The sequence below is a fragment of the Gilliamella sp. App2-1 genome, assembly GCF_001690255.1.
In the GTDB taxonomy this organism is placed as follows: Bacteria; Pseudomonadota; Gammaproteobacteria; order Enterobacterales; family Orbaceae; genus Gilliamella; species Gilliamella apicola_G.
The window spans coordinates 26,262-47,819 of the sequence record NZ_LZGR01000006.1 but is presented as its reverse complement, the minus strand read 5'-3'; the positions used below and the strand labels follow the sequence as shown (position 1 = coordinate 47,819).

Below are 21,558 nucleotides of genomic sequence, written 5' to 3'. Positions count from 1 at the left end.
AGCACTATCAGTCATCTTTAGAAAAATAACCGATTATATATATTGTAGGTAAGGAAATGGAAAAATATGAAGGATATGATTGTCGATAAACCGATAAAACGTAGTAAATTAAGGCTAAAATTAGGCAAAGAATATTTTATCTTAAAACGAAAATTGGATTGGTGGCGACATCATAACGCATATAGTACTGTCGACATAAATAATAATACCTGTTGTTATTCACACAAAAAACATCAGTCTGTTTTACTAAGACCTCTAAAAGATGTTGATATGTATTTGCAATATAATAAAATCACCAATCTTAGATTAGCCATTGAAAAACTTAATGGTTCAATCATTAAGCCCAATCAACGTTTTTCGATCTGGCAAAAAGTAGGGCGTCCATCCAAAAAACGAGGATTTTTAGAAGGGCTATCATTACATAATGGACAGATAGGCAAAGATATTGGTGGTGGATTATGTCAATTAGGTAATTTAATTTATTGGATTGTGTTACATTCTGATCTCACCATTATTGAGCGTTGGCGTCATAGTTTTGATGTTTTTCCTGATATCAATCGTACAATTCCTTTTGCTTGTGGCGCGACCTTGTCTTATAACTATGTAGATTTACAAGTACTCAATAAAACCACTACCTCTTACCGACTTAATCTTTGGCTTGATGAACAATATTTACACGGTGAATTACTTGCAGATACTCCTTTAAGTCATCATTATGAAATTCTAGAAACCGATCATCGTATTGAACAACAATGGTGGGGAGGCTATACCAGACATAATAAAATATGGCAACGCAAAACATATTTAATTGATAACCATGTTGAAGAAAAGCTCATCAGCGAAAATCACGCAATTATGATGTATTCCCCATTCATAGCAAATAATAAAAGCTAATTAGAAAAATAATAATCAGCCTAATAACAGATAGTCACTAACTATCTAAGCGATAGTTTGAGGGCTATACTAATAGCCCGTATACTCATAAATTAAAGTAATTGATAATACCTAATATATGAAAGGAGCAAATTTCATGGCTTATACTTTACCTCCCTTACCTTACGCTTATGACGCATTAGAACCTTATATCGATTCTGAAACGATGCATCTTCATCACGATAAACATCATCAAACCTATGTGAATAATGCCAATGCCATTTTTGAAACTTTGCCAGCTGAATTAAAAGAATTTAGCCCTAGTGATTTATTAAAAAATTTAGATAAAGTGCCTGCCGATAAACTTACAGGCATTAAAAATAACGTGGGTGGACATGTTAATCACACGCTTTTTTGGGAACTATTAAAAGTCGGTACCGAACTTAAAGGTGAACTTAAAGAAGCCATCGAAAAAGATTTTGGTTCAGTTGATGCATTTAAAGAAAAATTTGCAGCGGCGGCGGCAACGCGATTTGGCTCTGGTTGGGCATGGTTAGTATTAAAAAATGGTAAACTTGAAGTAGTTTCAACAGCTAACCAAGATTCTCCTATAATGGGGGATAAATTTGCTGGTGTTTCTGGTACACCTATCCTAACACTTGATGTTTGGGAACATGCTTATTATTTGAAATATCAAAATCGTCGTGTTGATTATATCGGTGCCTTTTGGAATGTGGTTAACTGGGATAAAGTTGCTGAGCTATATTCTGAAGCAAAAAAATAATTCTGTTGTACTCATTATTTTCAACTTAAAAGATGGGGCTTTATGCGCCATCTTTGCTTTTCTCTCAATACTTTGGTCATCAAGTTCAAATCAAAAATGATAATTGGCAATTGCTAAATTATGCCCAAATCCGCTACAATGAACGCTTGTAAAAAATCATAAAACTGAGCAAACCAATTTAAATCATGTTTGAAATTAATCCTGTTAAATCAAAGATAGCAGAACTTACCGAACGCACGGTTGTGATTCGGGGGTATCTTTGACTATGATGTAAAAAAAGAACGGCTCGAAGAAGTCAATGCTGAATTAGAGCAATCCGAAGTTTGGGCCGATCCCGAAAAAGCGCAAGCGTTAGGTAAAGAGCGCGTTGCACTAGATGAAATCATCAATACTATCAATTCTTTAACGCAAGGTCTTGACGATGTTGAAGGCTTACTTGAACTGGCTATTGAAGCGGAAGATCAAGAGACTTTCGATGAAGCAAACAGCGAACTTGATCAACTAGAAAAAAAACTGGCCGGCCTTGAATTTCGGCGTATGTTTTCAGGCAATTACGATAGCGCAGATTGTTATTTGGATATCCAATCTGGATCAGGAGGCACTGAAGCACAAGATTGGGCTGAAATGTTACTGAGAATGTATTTGCGTTGGGCTGAGTCAAAGGGGTTTGCGACCGAAGTGATAGAAGTCTCTGACGGGGATGTTGCGGGTATTAAATCGGCAACGATTAAAGTATCGGGCGATTATGCTTACGGTTGGTTACGTACAGAAACAGGTGTACATCGCTTGGTTCGTAAAAGTCCATTTGACTCAGGTAATCGACGCCACACCTCATTTTCTTCAGTTTTTGTTTATCCTGAAATTGATGATGATATCGATATCGATATTAATCCAGCTGATCTTCGTATTGATGTCTACCGTGCATCGGGTGCCGGTGGGCAGCATGTCAATAAAACCGAGTCTGCGGTACGAATTACCCATATCCCAACCGGCATAGTAACCCAATGTCAAAATAACCGTTCTCAACACAGCAATAAAGATCAGGCAATGAAGCAGTTAAAAGCAAAACTTTATGAGCTTGAAATGCAGAAAAAAAATGCCGAAAAACAACAAATGGAAGAAAACAAATCTGACATCGGTTGGGGTAGTCAAATTCGCTCTTACGTGCTCGATGATTCACGTATTAAAGATTTACGCACTGGCGTTGAAACACGTAATACACAGGCCGTATTAGATGGCAATTTAGATCAATTTATTGAAGAAAGCTTGAAAGCAGGTTTATAAACCGCTTGGTTATGAATAGAAGGTAAAATTATGTCAACACAGCAGCAAGAGCAACAAAACCAAATTGAAGAGTTAAATAACGAACTAAAAGTACGTCGCGAAAAGCTGACTAATCTTCGCGAACAAGGCATTGCATTCCCTAACGATTTTCGTCGTGATGCAATTTCAAGCGATCTTCATAAACAGTACGGCGATAAAACTAACGAAGAACTCATTGAAAAGAAAATTACCGTAACGGTCGCTGGGCGTATGATGATGCGCCGTATTATGGGTAAAGCGTCGTTTGTTTCTTTGCAAGATGTTGCTGGGCAGATCCAACTTTATGTTACCCGTGATGATCTCCCTGAAGGTTTTTATAACGAGCAATTTAAAAAATGGGATTTAGGTGATATTGTCGGTGCGAAAGGTTACCTATTTAAAACGAAAACAGGCGAACTTTCTATTCACTGTGTAGAAATTCGTTTACTAACCAAAGCACTACGTCCATTACCTGATAAGTTTCATGGACTTGCCGATCAAGAAATGCGCTATCGTCAACGTTACTTGGATCTTATCACCAATCAAGAATCAAGAGAGACGTTTAAAGCGCGTTCAAAAGTGGTTAACGAAATCCGTAACTTTATGCTTGAAAATCACTTTATGGAAGTTGAAACCCCAATGATGCAAGTCATTCCAGGTGGTGCATCAGCTAAACCATTTATTACACATCACAATGCGCTTGATTTAGATATGTATCTACGAATCGCGCCAGAGCTTTATTTAAAACGTTTAGTGGTGGGTGGCTTTGAGCGTGTTTTTGAAATTAACCGTAACTTCCGTAACGAAGGGGTATCGCCAAGACACAATCCAGAATTCACCATGATGGAAATGTACATGGCTTATGCCGATTATAAAGATCTAATTGTATTAACCGAAGCCTTATTCCGCCGTTTAGCAATTGCGGTAACAGGTGATGCTGTTGTGCAATATGGTGAGCATACTTTCGATTTTGGTAAACCATTTATTAAAATGACCATGCGTGAAGCAATTTGCCATTATCGCCCTGAAACCAATAACGCTGATTTAGATGATTTTGATAAAGCGTGTGCCATTGCACAATCAGTTGGCATCAAAATCGAAAAAAGCTGGGGACTGGGTCGAGTTGTCACTGAAATTTTTGAAGAAGTGGCTGAAGCAAATTTAATTCAACCAACGTTTATTACTGAATATCCAGCAGAAGTTTCACCGCTTGCTCGCCGTAACGATGAAAACCCGTTTATTACTGACCGATTCGAATTCTTTATTGGCGGTCGTGAAATTGGCAATGGATTCTCAGAACTTAATGATGCGGAAGATCAAGCTCAACGCTTTGCAGACCAAGTTTCACAAAAAGATGCGGGTGACGATGAAGCCATGTTCTATGATGAAGATTATATTACCGCACTTGAACACGGCTTGCCACCTACAGCAGGATTGGGCATTGGGATTGACCGCACAGTGATGCTATTTACCAATAGCCATACTATTCGTGATGTTATTTTATTCCCAACTATGCGTCCAACTAAATAAAATAACTTATTACTAAAAGCACACTTATTTTTTGACAAGTGTGCTTTTATACTGAAACACATACTTTCCTGAAACTTTTTGACAAACGATTTTGTATTATAGCTAATAAAAAACCTTGCTGTCTCATTTTACTTAAGAATAACTAATCTAAATTCCGCATTCATTTAATACTCAGTTAAGCAATAGCAAACTTGATGATTCACAAAAAACATTGTAAGTTATTACTTACATACTTAGTAATTAGTATGCCATCATAAACGACAAAAGCATGCTTTATCAATTAATCGTCTAACATTAAAAAGAGAATCAATATTGCTAAAATTGATTTATTGTCGTGTTACAACAATCATAAAATGATAAAGATAAGTATTATTCTAATAGTGCTTAATAAAAAAGTGAGTAATTATTCACTTTTATCTATTGTTTAAAGTGTTAAGCAATACACAATAATGTAGCAATAAATAGATTAACGCGGTTATATTATAAAATCGTTGACTATAAATATAGTCAACGAAAAGTGAATTAATTTAGTGGCTATCAGTCGGTTTGGCTTGATGTGGCAATATAAGATTTAACACAATGGCTAAAATACCACATAAACTGATGCCTTGTAGGGCATACGATCCAAAATCAAAGATCATCCCACCGATCCCAAAAACTAAGACTAATGAGACAATACACATATTTCGAGGTACGGAAAGATCCACTTTATGTTTGACTAAGATATTAATACCTACTGATGCAATAGAACCAAACAGTAGCACCATAATTCCCCCCATGACTACTGTTGGAATTGAACTTAAAAAAGCGCCTATCTTGCCAATAAAAGACATTAAAATCGCCCAAAGTGCCGCCCATGTCATGACTCGAGTTTTAAAATTACGGGTTAAAGTTACTGCTCCAATCACTTCAGCATAAGTAATACACGGTGGTCCACCAAAAAGTCCTGCTGTCGAAGTAGCTAGCCCATCACCAAGCAACGTACGCTGCAAACCAGGATCACGCGTATAATCTTTACCTGTGACAGTACTAATTGCCATAATATCGCCCACATGTTCAATGGTTGGTGCAATTACAATTGGAAGCATATACAAAATGGCTTGCCAATGAAATTCAGGAAACGTGAAATCAGGCACTTTAAACCATGGCGCATCAATCACCGGTTGAAAATTAACAATACCAAACATGCAAGAAAGCGTATAACCAACCACAATACCCGAAATAATAGGTAATAATTTTAAAAATCCTTTTGCCCAAATAGCTACCACTAACGTTGTTAATAATGATGCCATTGAAATAATAATCAATTGATAATTTTCAGCTTGCAATCCACTATCTTTACCCATTGCCATCCCAACAGTAACCGGTGCAAGCGATAAACCAATAACCATAATAATTGGACCTGTCACAACCGGCGGCAAGATGCGATCAATGACATCTTTACCATTTATTTTTACCAAAAAAGCAAAAAACATAAATACAAATCCGGCAGCCACTAAACCGCCTAAAGTAGCGGGGATTCCCCATTGCGCAACGCCAAATGAAATAGGGGCAATAAAAGCAAATGATGAAGCTAAAAATACTGGGACTTTACCTTTAGTGGTTAATTGAAATAATAAAGTGCCCACTCCAGCCGTAAAAAAAGCCACATTCGGATTTAACCCCGTTAATAGTGGTACTAGCACCAAAGCACCAAATGCAACAAATAACATTTGTGCTCCAGTAAAAATATCCTGCCAAGAATGCTTATGCAGTGATGTTATATTTTTTGATTTGTCTGTTGTGATATTACTCACATTGCGCCTCTCTTACTTAACTAAGTTTGTATATAATTTGTCTGATTAACAGGCATAAAAAAACCGGATAAACCGGTCTAAATTTTGAGATTCTATTTTGTGCCGAAGATTTTGTCTCCTGCATCACCCAGGCCGGGCAATATGTAGCCTTTTTCATTCAACCTCTCATCAATCGATGCAGTATAAAGTTCAACGTCAGGATGAGCTTGTTCAAGCACTTTAATTCCTTCTGGTGCGGCAACCAAAACTAATACTTTAATATTTTTACAACCTGCTTTTTTAAGCAAATCGATTGTCGCTACCATTGACCCACCTGTTGCTAGCATTGGATCAACAACTAAAGCCATTCGCTCTTCAATATCTGAGGTTAACTTCTCGAAATAAGGAACAGGTTCGAGCGTTTCTTCATTACGGTAAAAACCAACAACGCTAATACGAGCACTTGGTATATGTTCAAGCACACCATCCATCATACCTAAACCTGCGCGTAAAATAGGTACCACCGTAATTTTTTTACCTTTGATACGTTCAACTTCAACGGGCCCACACCAACCATTGATCGTTACTGTTTCGGTAGGTAGATCCGCAGTGGCTTCATAAGTTAATAAACTGCCAACTTCGCTGGCAAGATCGCGAAAGTCTTTGGTGCTAATATCGTGTTCACGCATTAAACCAATTTTATGGCGTACAAGAGGGTGTTTTACTTCAACTATTTTCATGGAGGGCCTCAGTGTTATTTTCTATAATCTGTTAGTCGGTATAAATAACCACTGAGGGGCGATTCTAACATAGATCTCACTTTATGAAAACCTGAAATCAACAGCCTTATAGGCAACGTAAATATTGATAAAAAATTTAACGATAAAAATCAGTTTTATTTTCGTTTTTTTTCATTAGAATGATTGTCAGTAGAATGATTGTCAGTTATTAAATCAAAAAGGAATAGGGAATGAATTGGTTTATTAATTGTATTACAATAAATTATGGAAATTTTAATGGGCGAGCTTGCCGTGAAGAATATTGGATGTTCTCTTCGATCTATATTGTTCTAATTATTTTGATGATAATTATTGATAATATGATGAAAAATAATCTCGTTTTAACTTTGAGCTTGACGTTGGCTTTATTTATTCCTAATTTCGCAGTTACAGTACGCCGTTTGCATGATGTTGATAAACCGGGTTGGTACTTTTGGACTGCAACACCTTATACGCTATTAAAACTTATGTGTACCGATTCAACTCCTGGTCCTAACCAATATGGTGAAAACCCTAAAGGGATGTAGTTTGTTAATTAGCCCAGTCACCAAACTACCGCTATTTTTTGGTAGACCTACTGTTGCTTTATCGTTAGCAAACAACCAACTTCACTATATCAAGATCGCAAAACTCTTTTGGTACTAATATCCTGTTCACACATTAAGCCAATTTTATGGCGTACAAGAGAGTGTTTTACTTCAACTATTTTCATGGAGGGCCTCAGTGTTATTTTCTATAATCTGTTAGTCGGTATAAATAGCCACTGAGCGGTAATTCCAACATAGTTCTCACTTTATGAAAACCTGAAATCAGCAAGAGAATTAATAATATGAACACAAATAAAAGGAAAAAATAAGCAATTTAATGATAAAAATCAGTTTCATTTTCAATTTTTTTCATTAAAATAAAGTTGCTTATATGATCTTTTCAATAATTTAATTAATGAAAAAGGAAAATAACGGATGAATTGGTTTATTGATTGTATTACAAAAAATTATGCAAATTTTAATGGACGTGCTCGCCGTAAAGAATATTGGATGTTTATTCTTTTTGATTTTCTCTTTAATATTATAGCAGACCTTATATTTGGAAATTTTGGTGAAATTGGCGACTCACCAATAAGAATAATACATATTATTTGGTTAGCAATGCTCCTTCCTTATTTATCTGTTACAGTACGTCGTTTACATGATACTGATAGATCTGGTTGGTGGCTTTTAATTGGGTTTATCCCATTGATTGGGAGTATCATATTATTTATCTTTATGTGCCAAGATTCAACACGAAGCCTTAATCAATACGGTGAAAATCCAAAAAGATTATAATACTTTACTATTATTAACCTCGCTATCGTACTAAGCGAGGTTAACAAATAAGTATTTTTTACTTTCATATTTAATTAATTTCCGTCCACTTACTATATAAAATTAGCCAGAATAGTAAACTAGGTTGGCATTTTGCTCTCTATTAATCAAAATGCCGGTTCTAATACGAATGGATATAAAATAAGGAATACAAAAAAACAAATTGGTTTATTAATTGCATTACAAAAAAATTATGCAAATTTTAATGGGCGAACTCGCCGTAAAGAATATTGGATATTCTGTTTGTTTAGTACTATTTTGAGCATTTTAGCAATTATCATTGATCAAATAATTGGCAGCCCTTTCATTATAACAATAATTTTAACATTGGCATTATTTATACCTGTTTTAGCTGTTACTGTACGCTGCTTACTTGATACAAGTAAATCAGATTGGTGGATTTTGTTGCAATTTATTCCATAAGTAGGCAGTATTGTATTATTTTTCTTCTGCGTTATGGATTCAACTTCAGGTAGCAACCAATATGGTAAAAACCCTAAATGGTTATAATTTACTATCAACCTCATCACTAAACGTGGCAAGGTTAAATCATTATTAATATTATCTTCTACCTTATTAAATACTCTCTCCATCTAAATACTCAACAGGCAAATCAATCACTTTTTGCTCAATTTGTTCGCCACTAATTCGCTTTAATAATAATTCTGCTGCCATGTTTCCCATTTCAATTCTTGGTGTATGTATAGAAGCTAATTTTGGATTCATGAATTGACCGATTTCATGCCCATGAAATCCAACAATCGCTATTTGTTTTGGCACTTCAATCCCTATCCGCTGACATTCAAGTAATACCCCTAAAGCCAAGTCATCATTGGTACTAAAAATTCCATCCACACAAGGTAACTCTTTTAAGATTTGATGCAAAAATCTTGCGCCTAATTCATAAGACGACGCTTCTTTAGTGGCCAACGTGCGTGGGGTTAATCCCGCTTCTTCCATAGCCTTTTCATAACCTTGTTGACGAATAAGGCTTCGTTGATCTTGTCTTGCACTAAAATAGACAATATTACGACATCCTTTATTTATCATACGATGAATCATATTTTTGGTTGCTGTAAAATTATCAAATCCGACGGCCATATCAATACAAGGTGAAACACTATCCATAATTTCAACCACAGGCACACCAGAAATTTCGATCATTTTCAGCGTTGTGGGGGTATGTATCCTTTCCGTTAAAATCAACCCATCAATATTATAAGAAAGTAAGGAACGTAAACGTAATTCTTCCTTTTCTGCACTATAGCCGGTATGAGTAATCATGGTTTGATATCCTCTTACATCAGTCACCATTTCAATACCTTTTAAAATATCGGCAAAAACCTGATTAGTTAAAGAAGGAAACACAATACCAATGGCATTACTTTTAGCATTAGACAGCATATCTGGAGCTTTATTCGGAATATATCCCAACTTATCTATCGCGGCTGAAATTTGTAATTGGAGAGGTTTAGATACAAGATTAGGATCGCGTAGAAAACGACTAACTGTCATTTTACTAATCCCAATTAAATTTGCAATTTCCTGCAAACTTGTTCGACGCCTTTTATTATTCATGGATACTTTCCGGTAGCTTGGGTTGCCAATCTATGGCCACTTTACCTTGTTGTATAATCATGTCATTCGTTTTGGAAAAATGCTTACAGCCAAAAAAGCCACGATGAGCAGATAACGGTGATGGATGCACCGATGTTAATACATGATGTTTTTGACGATTAATAAACTGCCCTTTTTTTTGTGCTGGAGTCCCCCACAATAAAAACACCACACCTTCAAGATACTTATCGACTGCAGCTATCACATGATCAGTAAAGATTTCCCAACCTATTTTTGCATGAGAATGTGCTTGTCCAGCTTCAACAGTCAACACATTATTTAATAATAATACACCTTGAGTTGCCCAAGAAGCTAAATAGCCATGAGTAGGAATAGTAAAGCCATCAATATCTGTTGAGAGTTCTTTATAAATATTCAATAACGAAGGGGGCGGCTTAATTCCTGGTAAAACAGAAAATGAAAGACCGTGGGCTTGATTAGGACCATGATAAGGATCTTGCCCTAAAATCACGACTTTGATTTGATCAAATGGCGTAAAACGAAAAGCATTAAAAACATCATGCTGAGGTGGGTAAATAATCTTACCATTAGTACGTTCAGACTTTACAAATTGCATTATTTGTTGAAAATAAGGCTTTTCTTTTTCTGCGCCAATGACTTCATGCCAGGTCAATTTTGTTGTCATCTTTTGATATCACTCATTAATAATGCCAGTATTTCTGGGCAAAACGAATATATTCCCAACATAATAACCTATCACAAGAAAAATTAAAATTAAAGGTATTGCTTATCGGAGCAATAGTTTTTTTTGACTTTAATCAAATTTTCAAAGTGCTATATTAACCCTAATTATTTTAGGGCAATAAAGCCCCGATAGGAGGATTTAAAATGATTACAGGTATCCAAATTACTAAAGCAGATAATGCAGCACTACTTAACTCTTTCTGGTTATTAGACGACGCTACAAAAGAAGCCCGTTGTGTAGCTGCTAAATCAGTTTATAAAGAAGATCAAGTAATTCCAACGGCAGAACTAGGTCAATTCGAATATCGTGAAGTTCCATTAGATGTTGCCCCAACGGTTAAAGTTGAAGGTGGTCAACACTTAAATGTGAACGTTCTTCGTCGTGAAACATTAGAAGATGCAGTGCAACACCCAGAAAAATACCCACAATTAACAATTCGTGTTTCTGGGTATGCCGTGCGTTTTAACTCACTAACTGCTGAACAACAACGCGACGTTATTGCTCGTACATTTACAACAAAAATTTAATTTATTGATTCAAAAACTTAAAACCCAGCTTTCGCTGGGTTTTTTTATAACTCAATAAAATTCCTTTCTTATTTTTATTAAAAATGAAAACAGCCAAATCATCACTAAAAATATTAATCTGAAAATTCTTATAAAAAATTTTCAGTTAGCGAACTGTTAAATATCAAAGATAATTTTTTTATTTGAGTTTTCACACATTCCAACACCAAATAAATGTCAACATTAACCTTTGATTTTTGTAAAAGATTGGTATGTTTATCTATAAAAAAACGTTCAGGTATCAAATTGATTTTAATTAATTTTTTATTTTATTATTTTTGATAAAAACCGCCTGCACTTTTCCCCACCACAAGTTTATTAAGGCTGTCTTTTACGATGTTGGTATCTGAGTCATGAATAGAATATAAAATTTTCTGTACTATTTTAATAATTAGCGTAGTTGATAGAATTACTTTGCCATCAACCACGATATTATTACTCTGCTTTTTATATTACTACATTACCCAAAAAACTTTTTCACTTTGTCAAAAAAACTTTTTTCTTTTGGACTATGTTTGGAGTTTTTATCAGCTTTAAAACTTTCGCCTAATTCTTTAAGCAACTCTTTTTGTTTACTGGTTAAGTTAACTGGTGTTTCAACTACAACATGACAGTAAAGATCACCAATGGTACTACCACGTAATGATTTAACGCCTTTGCCTCGTAGTCGGAACATTTTTCCTGTTTGTGTTTCAGCAGGAATAGTTAGGCTGACTTTACCATTTAGGGTTGGCACTTCAACTTCGCCACCAAGTGATGCCAATGCAATATTAATTGGAATTTCGCAATGCAGATTTGTGCCATCTCGCTCAAAGATATCATGCTGTTTAACTTGCACTTGAACATATAAATCGCCAGCGGGTGCACCATTTAAGCCTGCTTCGCCTTCACCTGATAGTCGGATACGATTACCTGTATCAACACCTGCTGGAATAGTAACAGAAAGTGTTTTAGTTTTTTGTATTCGCCCCTCTCCGTGACATTTTTTACATGGATTTTTAACGACTTTACCACGCCCATGACAAGTTGGGCACTCTTGTTGTACGGCAAAAAATCCTTGTCGCATTTGTACAGCACCTGCACCATGGCAAGTATTACAAGTGACAACATCAGAAGACTTTTCGGCTCCTTGTCCATGGCAAGTATCACAACTTACCCAAGTTGGTACTTTAATTTCTTTACTAACACCTGCAGCAGCTTCGTCTAATGTTAATGTGATATTATATTGTAAGTCATTACCTCGAGACGCTGTTTGACTACGCCCGCGACCACCTCCAAAAAAATCACTGAATATATCGTCAAATACTCCACCTGCAAAGCCACCAAATCCGCCTGCACCACCACTCTGTCCTTGTTCAAAAGCAGCATGACCATATTGATCATAAGCCGCTTTTTTTTGAGGATCAGTTAGGATTTCGTAAGCTTCTTTCACTTCTTTGAATTTTGCTTCGGCTTCAGCCTTGTTATCCTGATTTTTATCAGGATGATATTTCATGGCTAGGCGTTTATAGGCTTTTTTTATCTCACTTTCACTGGCACTTTTATTGACGCCCAATGTTTCATAATAATCTTTCTTCGCCATAATTAACCTTTAATTTTCTCATTGTATAAACAACTAAACGGGCTTGAGTTACCTCGCGCCCGTTTAACTTGTTATATGTTTAAAACTTGTTGAAATAACTCATTAAAAAACATTCTAGTTAATGTTTATTTTTTATCATCATCAACTTCTTTGAAGTCCGCATCAACAACATCATCTTGCGCTGTAGAACTTTCGCTATTTGCTTGACCCGCACCTTGATTTGCTTGGGCTTGTTGTTGTGCTAATTCAAGCAATTTTTTAGATGCTTCCATTAATGCATTAATTTTAGCTTCAATTTCTGCTTTATCTTCGCCACGAGCGGCAACTTCTAAAGCATTTACTGCATCTTCAATTGCTTTTTTATCATCAGCTGATAACTGATCACCTGCTTCTGTTACTTGTTTACGTGTTGAGTGAACAAGATGATCGGCTTGATTACGAGTCTGAGCTAGTTCTTCAAATTTACGGTCTGCATCGGCATTGGCTTCTGCATCATTAACCATTTTTTGAATTTCTTCCTCACTTAATCCTGAAGAGGCTTTGATCGTAATTTTTTGCTCACGTCCAGTATTTTTATCTTTTGCTGATACATGCAAAATACCGTCAGCATCAATATCAAAAGTGACTTCAATTTGAGGCATACCACGAGGTGCCGCTTGAATACCATCTAGGTTAAACTGACCTAATGATTTGTTATCACCCGCACGTTTACGTTCACCTTGTAACACATGAATGGTTACAGCTGATTGATTATCTTCAGCAGTTGAGAACACTTGACTATGTTTAGTTGGAATAGTTGTGTTCTTTTCAATTAAAGTTGTCATAACGCCACCCATAGTCTCAATACCTAAAGACAATGGCGTAACATCAAGTAATAACACATCTTTAACATCACCACCAAGTACACCACCTTGAACAGCCGCACCAACAGCAACTGCTTCGTCAGGGTTTACATCTTTACGTGGTTCTTTACCAAAGAAGTCAGCAACCGCTTTTTGAACCATTGGCATACGTGTTTGACCACCAACAAGAATAACATCTTTAATGTCAGAAACAGAAAGACCCGCGTCTTGTAATGCTGTTTTTACAGGATCCATTGAACGTTTAACTAAATCTTCAACTAAAGACTCAAGTTTAGCGCGTGTTACTTTGATATTTAAATGTTTTGGACCTGTTGCATCAGCTGTAATGTACGGTAGATTAATGTCTGTTTGTTGAGCTGATGATAATTCAATTTTTGCTTTTTCTGCTGCTTCTTTTAAACGTTGCATTGCAAGCGGATCATTTTTTAAATCGAAGTTTTGTTCACGTTTAAATTCGTCCACTAAATAATTGATTAAGCGTGAGTCAAAATCTTCACCACCTAAATGAGTATCACCATTTGTTGCTAATACTTCAAATGTTTTTTCGCCATCAACATCGTCGATTTCGATAATAGAAATATCAAATGTACCACCACCAAGGTCGTAAACAGCAATAGTACGGTTACCTACATCTTTGTCTAAACCATAAGCAAGTGCTGCGGCTGTTGGTTCGTTGATGATACGTTTTACATCAAGTCCTGCAATACGACCAGCATCTTTGGTTGCTTGACGTTGTGCATCGTTAAAGTAAGCTGGCACAGTAATTACCGCTTCTGTCACTGCTTCGCCAAGATAATCTTCTGCTGTTTTTTTCATTTTCTTTAACACTTCAGCAGAAATTTGTGGTGGCGCAATTTTTTGACCTTTAACATCAACCCATGCATCACCATTATCGGCTTTCACGATTTTATATGGCATGATGCTAACGTCACGTTGTACTTCGGTATCTTCAAAACGACGACCAATTAAACGTTTAATGGCGAATAATGTATTTTGTGGATTAGTTACTGCTTGACGTTTTGCTGGTTGACCAACTAAGATTTCACCATCTTGAGTATAAGCAATAATGGAAGGAGTTGTGCGATCGCCTTCAGCGTTTTCTAATACTTTTGCTTGGCCATTGTCCATGACAGCAACACATGAATTTGTAGTACCTAAATCAATACCAATAATTTTACCCATAATCTTTTTCTCCTCAAAACCTGTATTTTATTTCTTGTATATAAGTCTTAAATTTTAATTTTCAAGCTTTTATTTCACAAAGAAATGTTTTTTTGTTTTCACATAAATGGGAACATTATTATTAATATCAAGGGGGGCAAAAAAATAATTTCCCCTGAAATCTTGATTATCGCGTTTTCTGCACTTATTATTGCCGCTCTTTTTAATCATCAAATTTAACTTATAGGATCCTTATGGAACAAACAAAACTTGCAAATCCTGGCCCACTTGGTTTAATGGGATTTGGTATGACAACAATTTTATTAAATATTCATAATGCTGGATTTTTCCCAGCTATGACAGTTATTGTCTCAATGGGTATTTTTTATGGTGGTCTTGCACAAGTCATTGCTGGCATTTTAGAATTTCGAAAAGGCAATACGTTTGGTACAACAGCATTTACTTCTTATGGTTTCTTTTGGATTGTGTTAGTGGGTATTTGGTATTTACCTACTTCACCAGCAACAGCACCATCAGATGCAACTTTTGTCGGTATTTTCCTTGCTTTATGGGGTATTTTTACTGGCTTTATGTTTATTGGTACATTAAAAGGTAACCGCGCATTACAATTTGTTTTTGCAAGTTTAACGGTTTTATTTGCTTTATTAGCCATTGGTAATATTTCAGGTAACCATGACATTATCCATATTGCCGGTTTTGAAGGCATTATTTGTGGAGCAAGTGCCATTTATTTAGCGATGGCTGAAGTAATTAATGAACAATATGGTCGTACCATTTTACCGGTTGGTGCACCCAAAGGCGCTGCACATTAATAAATTTAACTTAATTTAAATAATAAAAAAAACGGGGATAATCCCCGTTTTTTTATTAGGCAGTATTACTAGATAATAAGCCAATTATTTTTTGTACGCATCGTTATGCACACCAACCGCAGCACGTCCAGACGGATCGTTTAGGTTTTTAAATGATTCATCCCATTCAATTGCTTTCGCTGTTGAGCAAGCAACTGTAGGGCCACCCGGCACGCAATGTGCTGCACTTTCAAGAGGGAATAGTTCATTAAAAATCTCACGATACATATAGGCTTCTTTTGAGGTCGGCGTATTGTATGGGAAACGGAATTTTGCATTTTCTAATTGCTGATCAGTAATTTTACTTTCCGCAATCTCTTTTAGTGTATCAATCCAACTGTAACCAACACCATCAGAGAATTGTTCTTTTTGACGCCAAACAACTGATGCAGGTAAGTAAGACTCAAAGGCTTCACGCACAATATGTTTTTCCATTTTGCCATTGCTACCACACATTTTATCTTTTGGATTAATGCGCATGGCAACATCTAGGAATTTTTTATCAAGGAATGGAACTCGAGCTTCAACCCCCCATGCAGCCATCGCTTTATTAGCACGTGCACAATCATACATATGTAGTGCCGCTAATTTACGTACGGTTTCCTCATGGAACTCTTTGGCATCTGGTGCTTTGTGGAAATAGAGATAACCACCAAACACCTCATCGGCACCCTCACCAGAAAGTACCATTTTAATACCCATGGCTTTGATTTTACGCGCCATTAAATACATAGGCGTGGACGCACGAATGGTTGTTACATCATAGGTTTCGATGAAATAAATTACATCACGAATCGCATCAATACCTTCTTGAATGGTAAAGTTAATTTCGTGATGAACCGTACCTAAATGATCAGCAACAGCTTGCGCGGCTTTCAGATCTGGCGCCCCTTTTAAACCTACTGCAAATGAGTGCAACTGTGGCCACCATGCTTCCGATTTTTCGTGATCTTCAACACGACGAGCTGAGAATTTTTTAGTGATGGCTGATATGACGGAAGAATCAAGCCCACCTGACAATAGCACACCATAAGGAACATCAGACATTAAATGGCTTTTTACTGACTCTTCTAAAGCAACACGAAGTTCATTGATGTCAGTGTTGTTATCTTTAACATTGCCATAATCCATCCAGTCACGTTTGTAATAGGTTTTGATTTCGCCTTCAGTACTAGATAGATAGCATCCCGGTGGAAAAGCTTCAATCGTTTTACAAACAGGTACTAATGCTTTCATTTCAGAAGCAACATAAAATGTGCCATTTTCATCATGGCCAGTATACATTGGAATAATACCAATGTGGTCACGACCGATAAAATAGCTACCTTTGTTGATGTCATAAAGGATAAAAGCGAACATGCCTTGTAATTCATCAAGACAGTCGATACCCTTTTCTTGATATAAAGCCAGAATCACTTCACAGTCAGAGCCAGTTTGAAATTCATAACGATCTTTGTACTGATTTCGGAGTTCTTGATGATTATAGATTTCGCCATTTACCGCCAAAACTAGGGTTTTATCTTTATTATAAAGAGGCTGAGATCCGGTATTAACATCTACAATTGATAAACGTTCATGAGCAAGAATAGCTTTATCAGACGCAAAAATACCAGACCAATCAGGACCACGATGACGTTGTAGACATGATAGCTCTAATGCTTTTGTTCGTAGTTGTTCTGGATCTGATTTAATATCAAGAATACCTAAAATCGAACACATTGATTTTCTCCATTTCAAATCGCATAAGCGATACTATTACAAGTAAAAAACTAACTAGATAAAAACTTCATTATCTTTTTTTATGTTTAATAAAAAAAGATAATGAACAAATAATTAAATGAACAGCATACACATTATTAATACACAATTAAAGTGCTATGTCATTATACTTTTTCTATCGTTGCAAAAAGTGATGATTATTTTTTTAACCATTGACCTTGTCGCTTTATATATTGACCTGCAGGGGTCTTATCTTGTGCTTTACTACCCGCCTTTTTTTCCACTTCACTTAAAGGAACATTGCTTTCAGCAGACACTTTTTGATACTGTGCTTTACGAGCTTGATTAATCAGTTGCGCAATTTCAGTGGCATTACCTTCATTTTTCACGACACCTAAATAACCATCAGCCTGTTCACCAACAACCCCTTGTGCTTTGGCTTGACTCAATGAATCCATAGCTTGCTCTAAATTTAATGCAAACGCAGAATAAGATAAAACGATCAACAATAATGCTACAGTTACTTTTTTAAAGATAGTCATAACAAACTCCTTAATAAATACATCATATTTTATTAATTTGAATGCGGATATAGATTTTTCTATTAGTCACACTCAAAAGGATAGATGAAAATAAAACCTATTGATTTAATATAATCCTGATTTATTGATGATATTATCTAATTCTTTATCGACTTTAATATTAATTTCATGGTCTATCTTAACATTCAAATTAATATTAATGGGTTCGCTCGGGGCTTGAACTTTAACTGTTGGTGAACATCCGATTAATGCACCGGCTAATATTATCATTGCAATAACATTTCGTACCATAAAATAACCTCTTATTTTGAAAATTCCTTTTTTAAACGTGCTTCAATACGTTTACGGATAGGCTCACTAATTTGATCGGACAACTGTAAACTCATCAGCAATTTAGCCATATTTTCTTCAAGATTGATATTTAAATTCACTGCTTTGCCATTTTCAACATCTAAATTACTTCCTTGAATATTCAATTTCAATTTAGCAATGTCGTTAGCGTAATCAACTGTACCTTGTAATTTAGTATAATGAAAGTTTTTAATAATATCAGTGAGTATTTTCATATTTGGGTTACTTTGCGCATAATTCTTTAAGGCTGAATTTTCAAACTGTAAATAACCTTGATTAATTGTAGTTATCTGCCCATTTTTAATTGCCACTTCAAATGCCGCTTCACTCTTTGTTTTCGCTTTTAATAATGTAATTGGTAAAAAACCATCCATCGTACCGTCGCCAGCAAGCCCTTCGGTTGGATATTTAGTAAGAATATCTTTTAATTGTATCTGTTTTATCTTTAAATTTAATTGTTGGGGTAATTTAGCTAAATTCAATTTACTCGGTTCAATAAAAACTGAACCAGAAAAAATATCAGCTTGAAGCTTTTTCCAAGTAACTATGCCTTTGCTAGGTGCTTTAAATGAAGCGGAATAACTACCCACTAATTTTACCTTTTTAAAGGCGACACCCATATTTACTTCTTGGACATTTAACGCCGGCGTCGAAATCGTAAATCGGTTATCTTTAACAATCATATTGACATCACCTGTCACCGATTTGATTTCACTACTTTTATAAATACCATTGAGTTTATTAATCGTTAGCATTGCTGTAACAAAGAGTTGATTACGATCAAATGGAATTTTTGATGCAAGTTGAATGTTCACTCCTCCTACGGAAGAGCCAAGAATTAAATCATCAGAAAGATTCGCATTCTCTATACTAATTAAAGCTTTATCTGAAGTCATTAATGCCAATTGATTACCAGATATCCAGCCAGTAAATGGCAACGTCAAATGACTATTTTTTAGACCGAATTGATTTAGAGATGTTTTAAAAAGACCATTTTGCACATCAAAACGTGAGGCAGTTTGATCAAAGAATAAAGTTGCCGATAATTGTGCGATATCGTGATTATTGGTTGATAGATTAAGTTGTATAGCTTGCTGCTGTTTACTGATATCGACTTTTAAATCTAATTGTTCTTTATCTTGTTCATAAAATCGCAATGTATCTATATGAATTGTCTTAGGTGACCAATAAATAATCGTTGGAATCAAAGAAAAATCAAGATCAGATTGATTAAGATTTTCAGTAGCAGTACCCACTATGTTGCCGGCAGAATCTAAAACCGTTTCAGATTGATTTATTTTCCAGTGAACATCCAAATTGTTTGCAGATAAATGTGACCACGAAATTATTAGATTTCTAGCCGTTATAGAGATTTGAGATTGCTTACTCACAGTAAGTTCATCAAAAGTAAGACCTTTAAAACCAACGCTAGCACCATGCCAATCGACCATAATCCCATGTTTCAGTTTGAATGACTGCCAATAACGCCATCCATACAAGCAAAATAGTACGATAAAAAATAAGATACTCAGTGAGATCCAATAGCGTTTTTTTAAGCGAACCATAGTAGTTCTCGATTAGGCAAAAATAATTGCAGGGTATCCCCTGCAATAAATGTCTATTAATTTTGAGATTGTTCTCGCTGTGCAATATATGCCAACGCCTTATCAATTCTAGTAAGCGTGCGCTTTTTGCCAACTGCAAAAACGGTCGCATCAACCGATGGTGATTGTCCGATGCCAGTTACGGCAACGCGTAGTGGCATACCGACCTTTCCCATACCAACATCAAGCTCAGCTGCCGTTGCTTCAATGGCATGATGAATTTTATCAATTTGCCAATCAAAATCAGCAATCGCTTCAATTTTCGCTTTAATTGTTTCTAATGGCTCTTTGGCGACTGGACGTAAATGTTTTTTAGCCGCATCAGCATCAAATTCAGCAAAGTCTTGATAACAATAAGAACAAGACTCAGCCATTTCTTTTAGTGTTTTACAACGTTCGCCAAATAGCTTAATAATTGTAATGAGATCGGGACCGTTAGCTAAATCATAGCATTGTTGATTCATATGCCAAACTAAATGCTGTGCGACATAATCTGCATCTAAATGATTAATATAATGGTGATTTAACCAAAGTAGTTTTTCAGTATTAAATGCACTGGCTGATTTACTCACCGCATCTAATGAAAAATAACTAATCATTTCAGGTACTGAGAATATCTCTTGATCGCCATGTGACCAACCAAGGCGTACTAAATAGTTAAGTAGCGCTTCGGGTAAATAACCGTCATCACGATATTGCATTACACTGACCGCACCATGACGCTTAGATAATTTTTGTCCATCATCCCCTAAAATCATCGATACATGCCCATATTCAGGTAATGGCGCACCTAATGCTTTGAGAATGTTGATCTGGCGAGGCGTGTTGTTGATATGATCTTCACCACGTATAACATGGGTAATTTCCATATCCCAATCATCAACAACCACACAGAAATTATAAGTTGGTGAACCGTCAGTGCGACGAATAATAAGATCATCAAGCTCTTTATTGGCAATCTCAATCGGTCCACGAATTAAATCATTAAAGATAACGGTACCATCAATAGGATTAGCAAAACGAACAACATGAGGTTCATCATGAGAATGTTCTTTTTGTACCGAATCACAACGACAATGGCCATCATAACGCGCCTTTTCACCTTTTTCCATCTGCTCTTCACGCAATTTTTCAAGGCGTTCTTTAGAACAGTAGCAACGATAAGCGGTACCTTTTGCTAACATTTCATCGATGACCTGACTGTAACGATCAAAACGTTTGGTTTGAAAATAAGGACCTTCGTCCCATGATAATTTTAACCAATTCATACCCTCCATAATCGCTTCAATCGCTTCGGGCGTTGAACGCTCCAGATCGGTATCTTCAATACGTAATACAAATGCACCTTTTGCATGGCGTGTATAGAGCCAAGAATAAAGCGCTGTACGTGCACCACCTACATGTAAATAGCCTGTTGGGCTCGGTGCAAATCGGGTTTTGATTTTCATGAAATAATCCTAATAATAACAGAAAAGCGAGCTTAAATAACAAAACGACAGCACCCTTTCCTTATTCTGCCTGTATCAACAAGCAAAATAACATGTTGATATCAATTCAATATAGTTGCC

Annotated in this window: 20 protein-coding genes and 1 pseudogene; 9 read left to right on the top strand and 12 right to left on the bottom strand. The window is 35.9% G+C overall.

The window, feature by feature from the left end; all coding sequences use genetic code 11:
* Positions 1 to 75: 75 nt before the first annotated feature.
* The 4 genes from A9G22_RS00505 (at position 76) to lysS (ending at position 4,489) form a co-directional block, all read left to right on the top strand.
* Complete coding sequence (locus A9G22_RS00505; protein ID WP_065587673.1) at positions 76 to 894, top strand: VanW family protein; 819 nt, start codon at positions 76 to 78, stop codon at positions 892 to 894.
* 136 nt (positions 895 to 1,030) lie between these two features.
* The gene (locus tag A9G22_RS00500; RefSeq protein WP_075508119.1) at positions 1,031 to 1,657 is read left to right on the top strand and encodes a Fe-Mn family superoxide dismutase; all 627 of its coding nucleotides are present in this window, start codon (positions 1,031 to 1,033) and stop codon (positions 1,655 to 1,657) included.
* A gap of 185 nt (positions 1,658 to 1,842) precedes the next feature.
* Positions 1,843 to 2,941 (top strand): peptide chain release factor 2 gene (gene prfB, locus A9G22_RS00495; protein WP_141669922.1). Its coding sequence is split into 2 segments (ribosomal slippage): positions 1,843 to 1,917 and positions 1,919 to 2,941, totalling 1,098 coding nucleotides; the frame shifts between segments, so codons are not numbered across the junction.
* Positions 2,942 to 2,971: 30 nt separating this feature from the next.
* A complete protein-coding gene (gene lysS / locus A9G22_RS00490; protein WP_065587660.1) occupies positions 2,972 to 4,489 on the top strand; it encodes a lysine--tRNA ligase in 1,518 nt (505 codons plus the stop codon).
* 527 nt (positions 4,490 to 5,016) lie between these two features.
* On the opposite strand, the gene A9G22_RS00485 is transcribed toward lysS, so the two are convergent.
* Together A9G22_RS00485 and upp (A9G22_RS00480) are read right to left on the bottom strand one after the other, a co-directional pair.
* Positions 5,017 to 6,276 (bottom strand): uracil-xanthine permease family protein, encoded by a 1,260-nt coding sequence (locus A9G22_RS00485; RefSeq protein WP_081297044.1) that lies wholly within the window; start codon positions 6,274 to 6,276, stop codon positions 5,017 to 5,019.
* 101 nt (positions 6,277 to 6,377) lie between these two features.
* Complete coding sequence (gene upp / locus A9G22_RS00480; RefSeq protein WP_065587659.1) at positions 6,378 to 7,004, bottom strand: uracil phosphoribosyltransferase; 627 nt, start codon at positions 7,002 to 7,004, stop codon at positions 6,378 to 6,380.
* Between the two features lie 230 nt (positions 7,005 to 7,234).
* Here upp (A9G22_RS00480) and A9G22_RS00475 point away from each other — a divergent pair, with 230 nt between their 5' ends.
* Positions 7,235 to 7,570: a DUF805 domain-containing protein gene (locus A9G22_RS00475; RefSeq protein ID WP_065587658.1), complete on the top strand. Its 336-nt coding sequence runs from the start codon at positions 7,235 to 7,237 to the stop codon at positions 7,568 to 7,570.
* A gap of 104 nt (positions 7,571 to 7,674) precedes the next feature.
* Here A9G22_RS00475 and upp (A9G22_RS11715) read toward each other — a convergent pair.
* Positions 7,675 to 7,755, bottom strand: a pseudogene (gene upp, locus A9G22_RS11715) (uracil phosphoribosyltransferase); the annotation flags it as partial.
* A gap of 250 nt (positions 7,756 to 8,005) precedes the next feature.
* Between upp (A9G22_RS11715) and A9G22_RS00470 the strand changes: the two are divergent.
* Both A9G22_RS00470 and A9G22_RS11710 read left to right on the top strand, forming a co-directional pair.
* Positions 8,006 to 8,368, top strand: coding sequence for a DUF805 domain-containing protein (locus tag A9G22_RS00470; protein ID WP_065587657.1), 363 nt, complete (start codon positions 8,006 to 8,008; stop codon positions 8,366 to 8,368).
* Between the two features lie 132 nt (positions 8,369 to 8,500).
* Positions 8,501 to 8,830, top strand: a complete 330-nt coding sequence (locus tag A9G22_RS11710) for a DUF805 domain-containing protein (protein ID WP_218058688.1) — start codon at positions 8,501 to 8,503, stop codon at positions 8,828 to 8,830.
* 153 nt (positions 8,831 to 8,983) lie between these two features.
* Here the strand turns inward: A9G22_RS11710 and gntR are convergent, their stop codons facing one another.
* Together gntR and ung are read right to left on the bottom strand one after the other, a co-directional pair.
* Positions 8,984 to 9,985 carry a gluconate operon transcriptional repressor GntR gene (gene gntR / locus A9G22_RS00460; protein ID WP_065587656.1) on the bottom strand — a complete coding sequence of 334 codons (1,002 nt, stop codon included), beginning with the start codon at positions 9,983 to 9,985 and terminating at the stop codon, positions 8,984 to 8,986.
* Entirely contained in the window at positions 9,978 to 10,670 is a 693-nt protein-coding gene (gene ung, locus A9G22_RS00455) for a uracil-DNA glycosylase (protein ID WP_065587655.1), read from the bottom strand. Before ung ends, gntR begins: the two co-directional genes overlap by 8 nt.
* A 203-nt stretch (positions 10,671 to 10,873) precedes the next feature.
* Between ung and grcA the strand changes: the two genes are divergently transcribed.
* Positions 10,874 to 11,257 carry an autonomous glycyl radical cofactor GrcA gene (gene grcA, locus A9G22_RS00450; protein WP_065587654.1) on the top strand — a complete coding sequence of 128 codons (384 nt, stop codon included), beginning with the start codon at positions 10,874 to 10,876 and terminating at the stop codon, positions 11,255 to 11,257.
* A 499-nt stretch (positions 11,258 to 11,756) separates the two neighbouring features.
* On the opposite strand, the gene dnaJ is transcribed toward grcA, so the two are convergent.
* Positions 11,757 to 12,878: a molecular chaperone DnaJ gene (dnaJ, locus tag A9G22_RS00445; protein WP_075508118.1), complete on the bottom strand. Its 1,122-nt coding sequence runs from the start codon at positions 12,876 to 12,878 to the stop codon at positions 11,757 to 11,759.
* 125 nt (positions 12,879 to 13,003) lie between these two features.
* Positions 13,004 to 14,923, bottom strand: a complete 1,920-nt coding sequence (dnaK, locus tag A9G22_RS00440; RefSeq protein ID WP_065587652.1) for a molecular chaperone DnaK — start codon at positions 14,921 to 14,923, stop codon at positions 13,004 to 13,006.
* 233 nt (positions 14,924 to 15,156) lie between these two features.
* Here dnaK and satP point away from each other — a divergent pair, with 233 nt between their 5' ends.
* Positions 15,157 to 15,735 (top strand): acetate uptake transporter, encoded by a 579-nt coding sequence (gene satP / locus A9G22_RS00435; RefSeq protein ID WP_065587651.1) that lies wholly within the window; start codon positions 15,157 to 15,159, stop codon positions 15,733 to 15,735.
* Positions 15,736 to 15,819: 84 nt separating this feature from the next.
* On the opposite strand, the gene asnB is transcribed toward satP, so the two are convergent.
* The 5 genes from asnB to gltX all read right to left on the bottom strand — a co-directional run bounded on the left by asnB (position 15,820) and on the right by gltX (position 21,438).
* Complete coding sequence (gene asnB, locus A9G22_RS00430; protein WP_065587650.1) at positions 15,820 to 17,493, bottom strand: asparagine synthase B; 1,674 nt, start codon at positions 17,491 to 17,493, stop codon at positions 15,820 to 15,822.
* A gap of 197 nt (positions 17,494 to 17,690) precedes the next feature.
* Complete coding sequence (locus A9G22_RS00425) at positions 17,691 to 18,035, bottom strand: YdbL family protein (RefSeq protein WP_065587649.1); 345 nt, start codon at positions 18,033 to 18,035, stop codon at positions 17,691 to 17,693.
* Positions 18,036 to 18,140: 105 nt separating this feature from the next.
* Entirely contained in the window at positions 18,141 to 18,326 is a 186-nt protein-coding gene (locus A9G22_RS00420) for a YnbE family lipoprotein (RefSeq protein WP_065587648.1), read from the bottom strand.
* A gap of 11 nt (positions 18,327 to 18,337) precedes the next feature.
* The gene (locus A9G22_RS00415; protein ID WP_065587647.1) at positions 18,338 to 19,951 is read right to left on the bottom strand and encodes an intermembrane phospholipid transport protein YdbH family protein; all 1,614 of its coding nucleotides are present in this window, start codon (positions 19,949 to 19,951) and stop codon (positions 18,338 to 18,340) included.
* 56 nt (positions 19,952 to 20,007) lie between these two features.
* On the bottom strand, positions 20,008 to 21,438 hold the full coding sequence (gltX, locus tag A9G22_RS00410) for a glutamate--tRNA ligase (RefSeq protein WP_075508117.1): 1,431 nt from the start codon (positions 21,436 to 21,438) through the stop codon (positions 20,008 to 20,010).
* Positions 21,439 to 21,558: the final 120 nt, after the last annotated feature.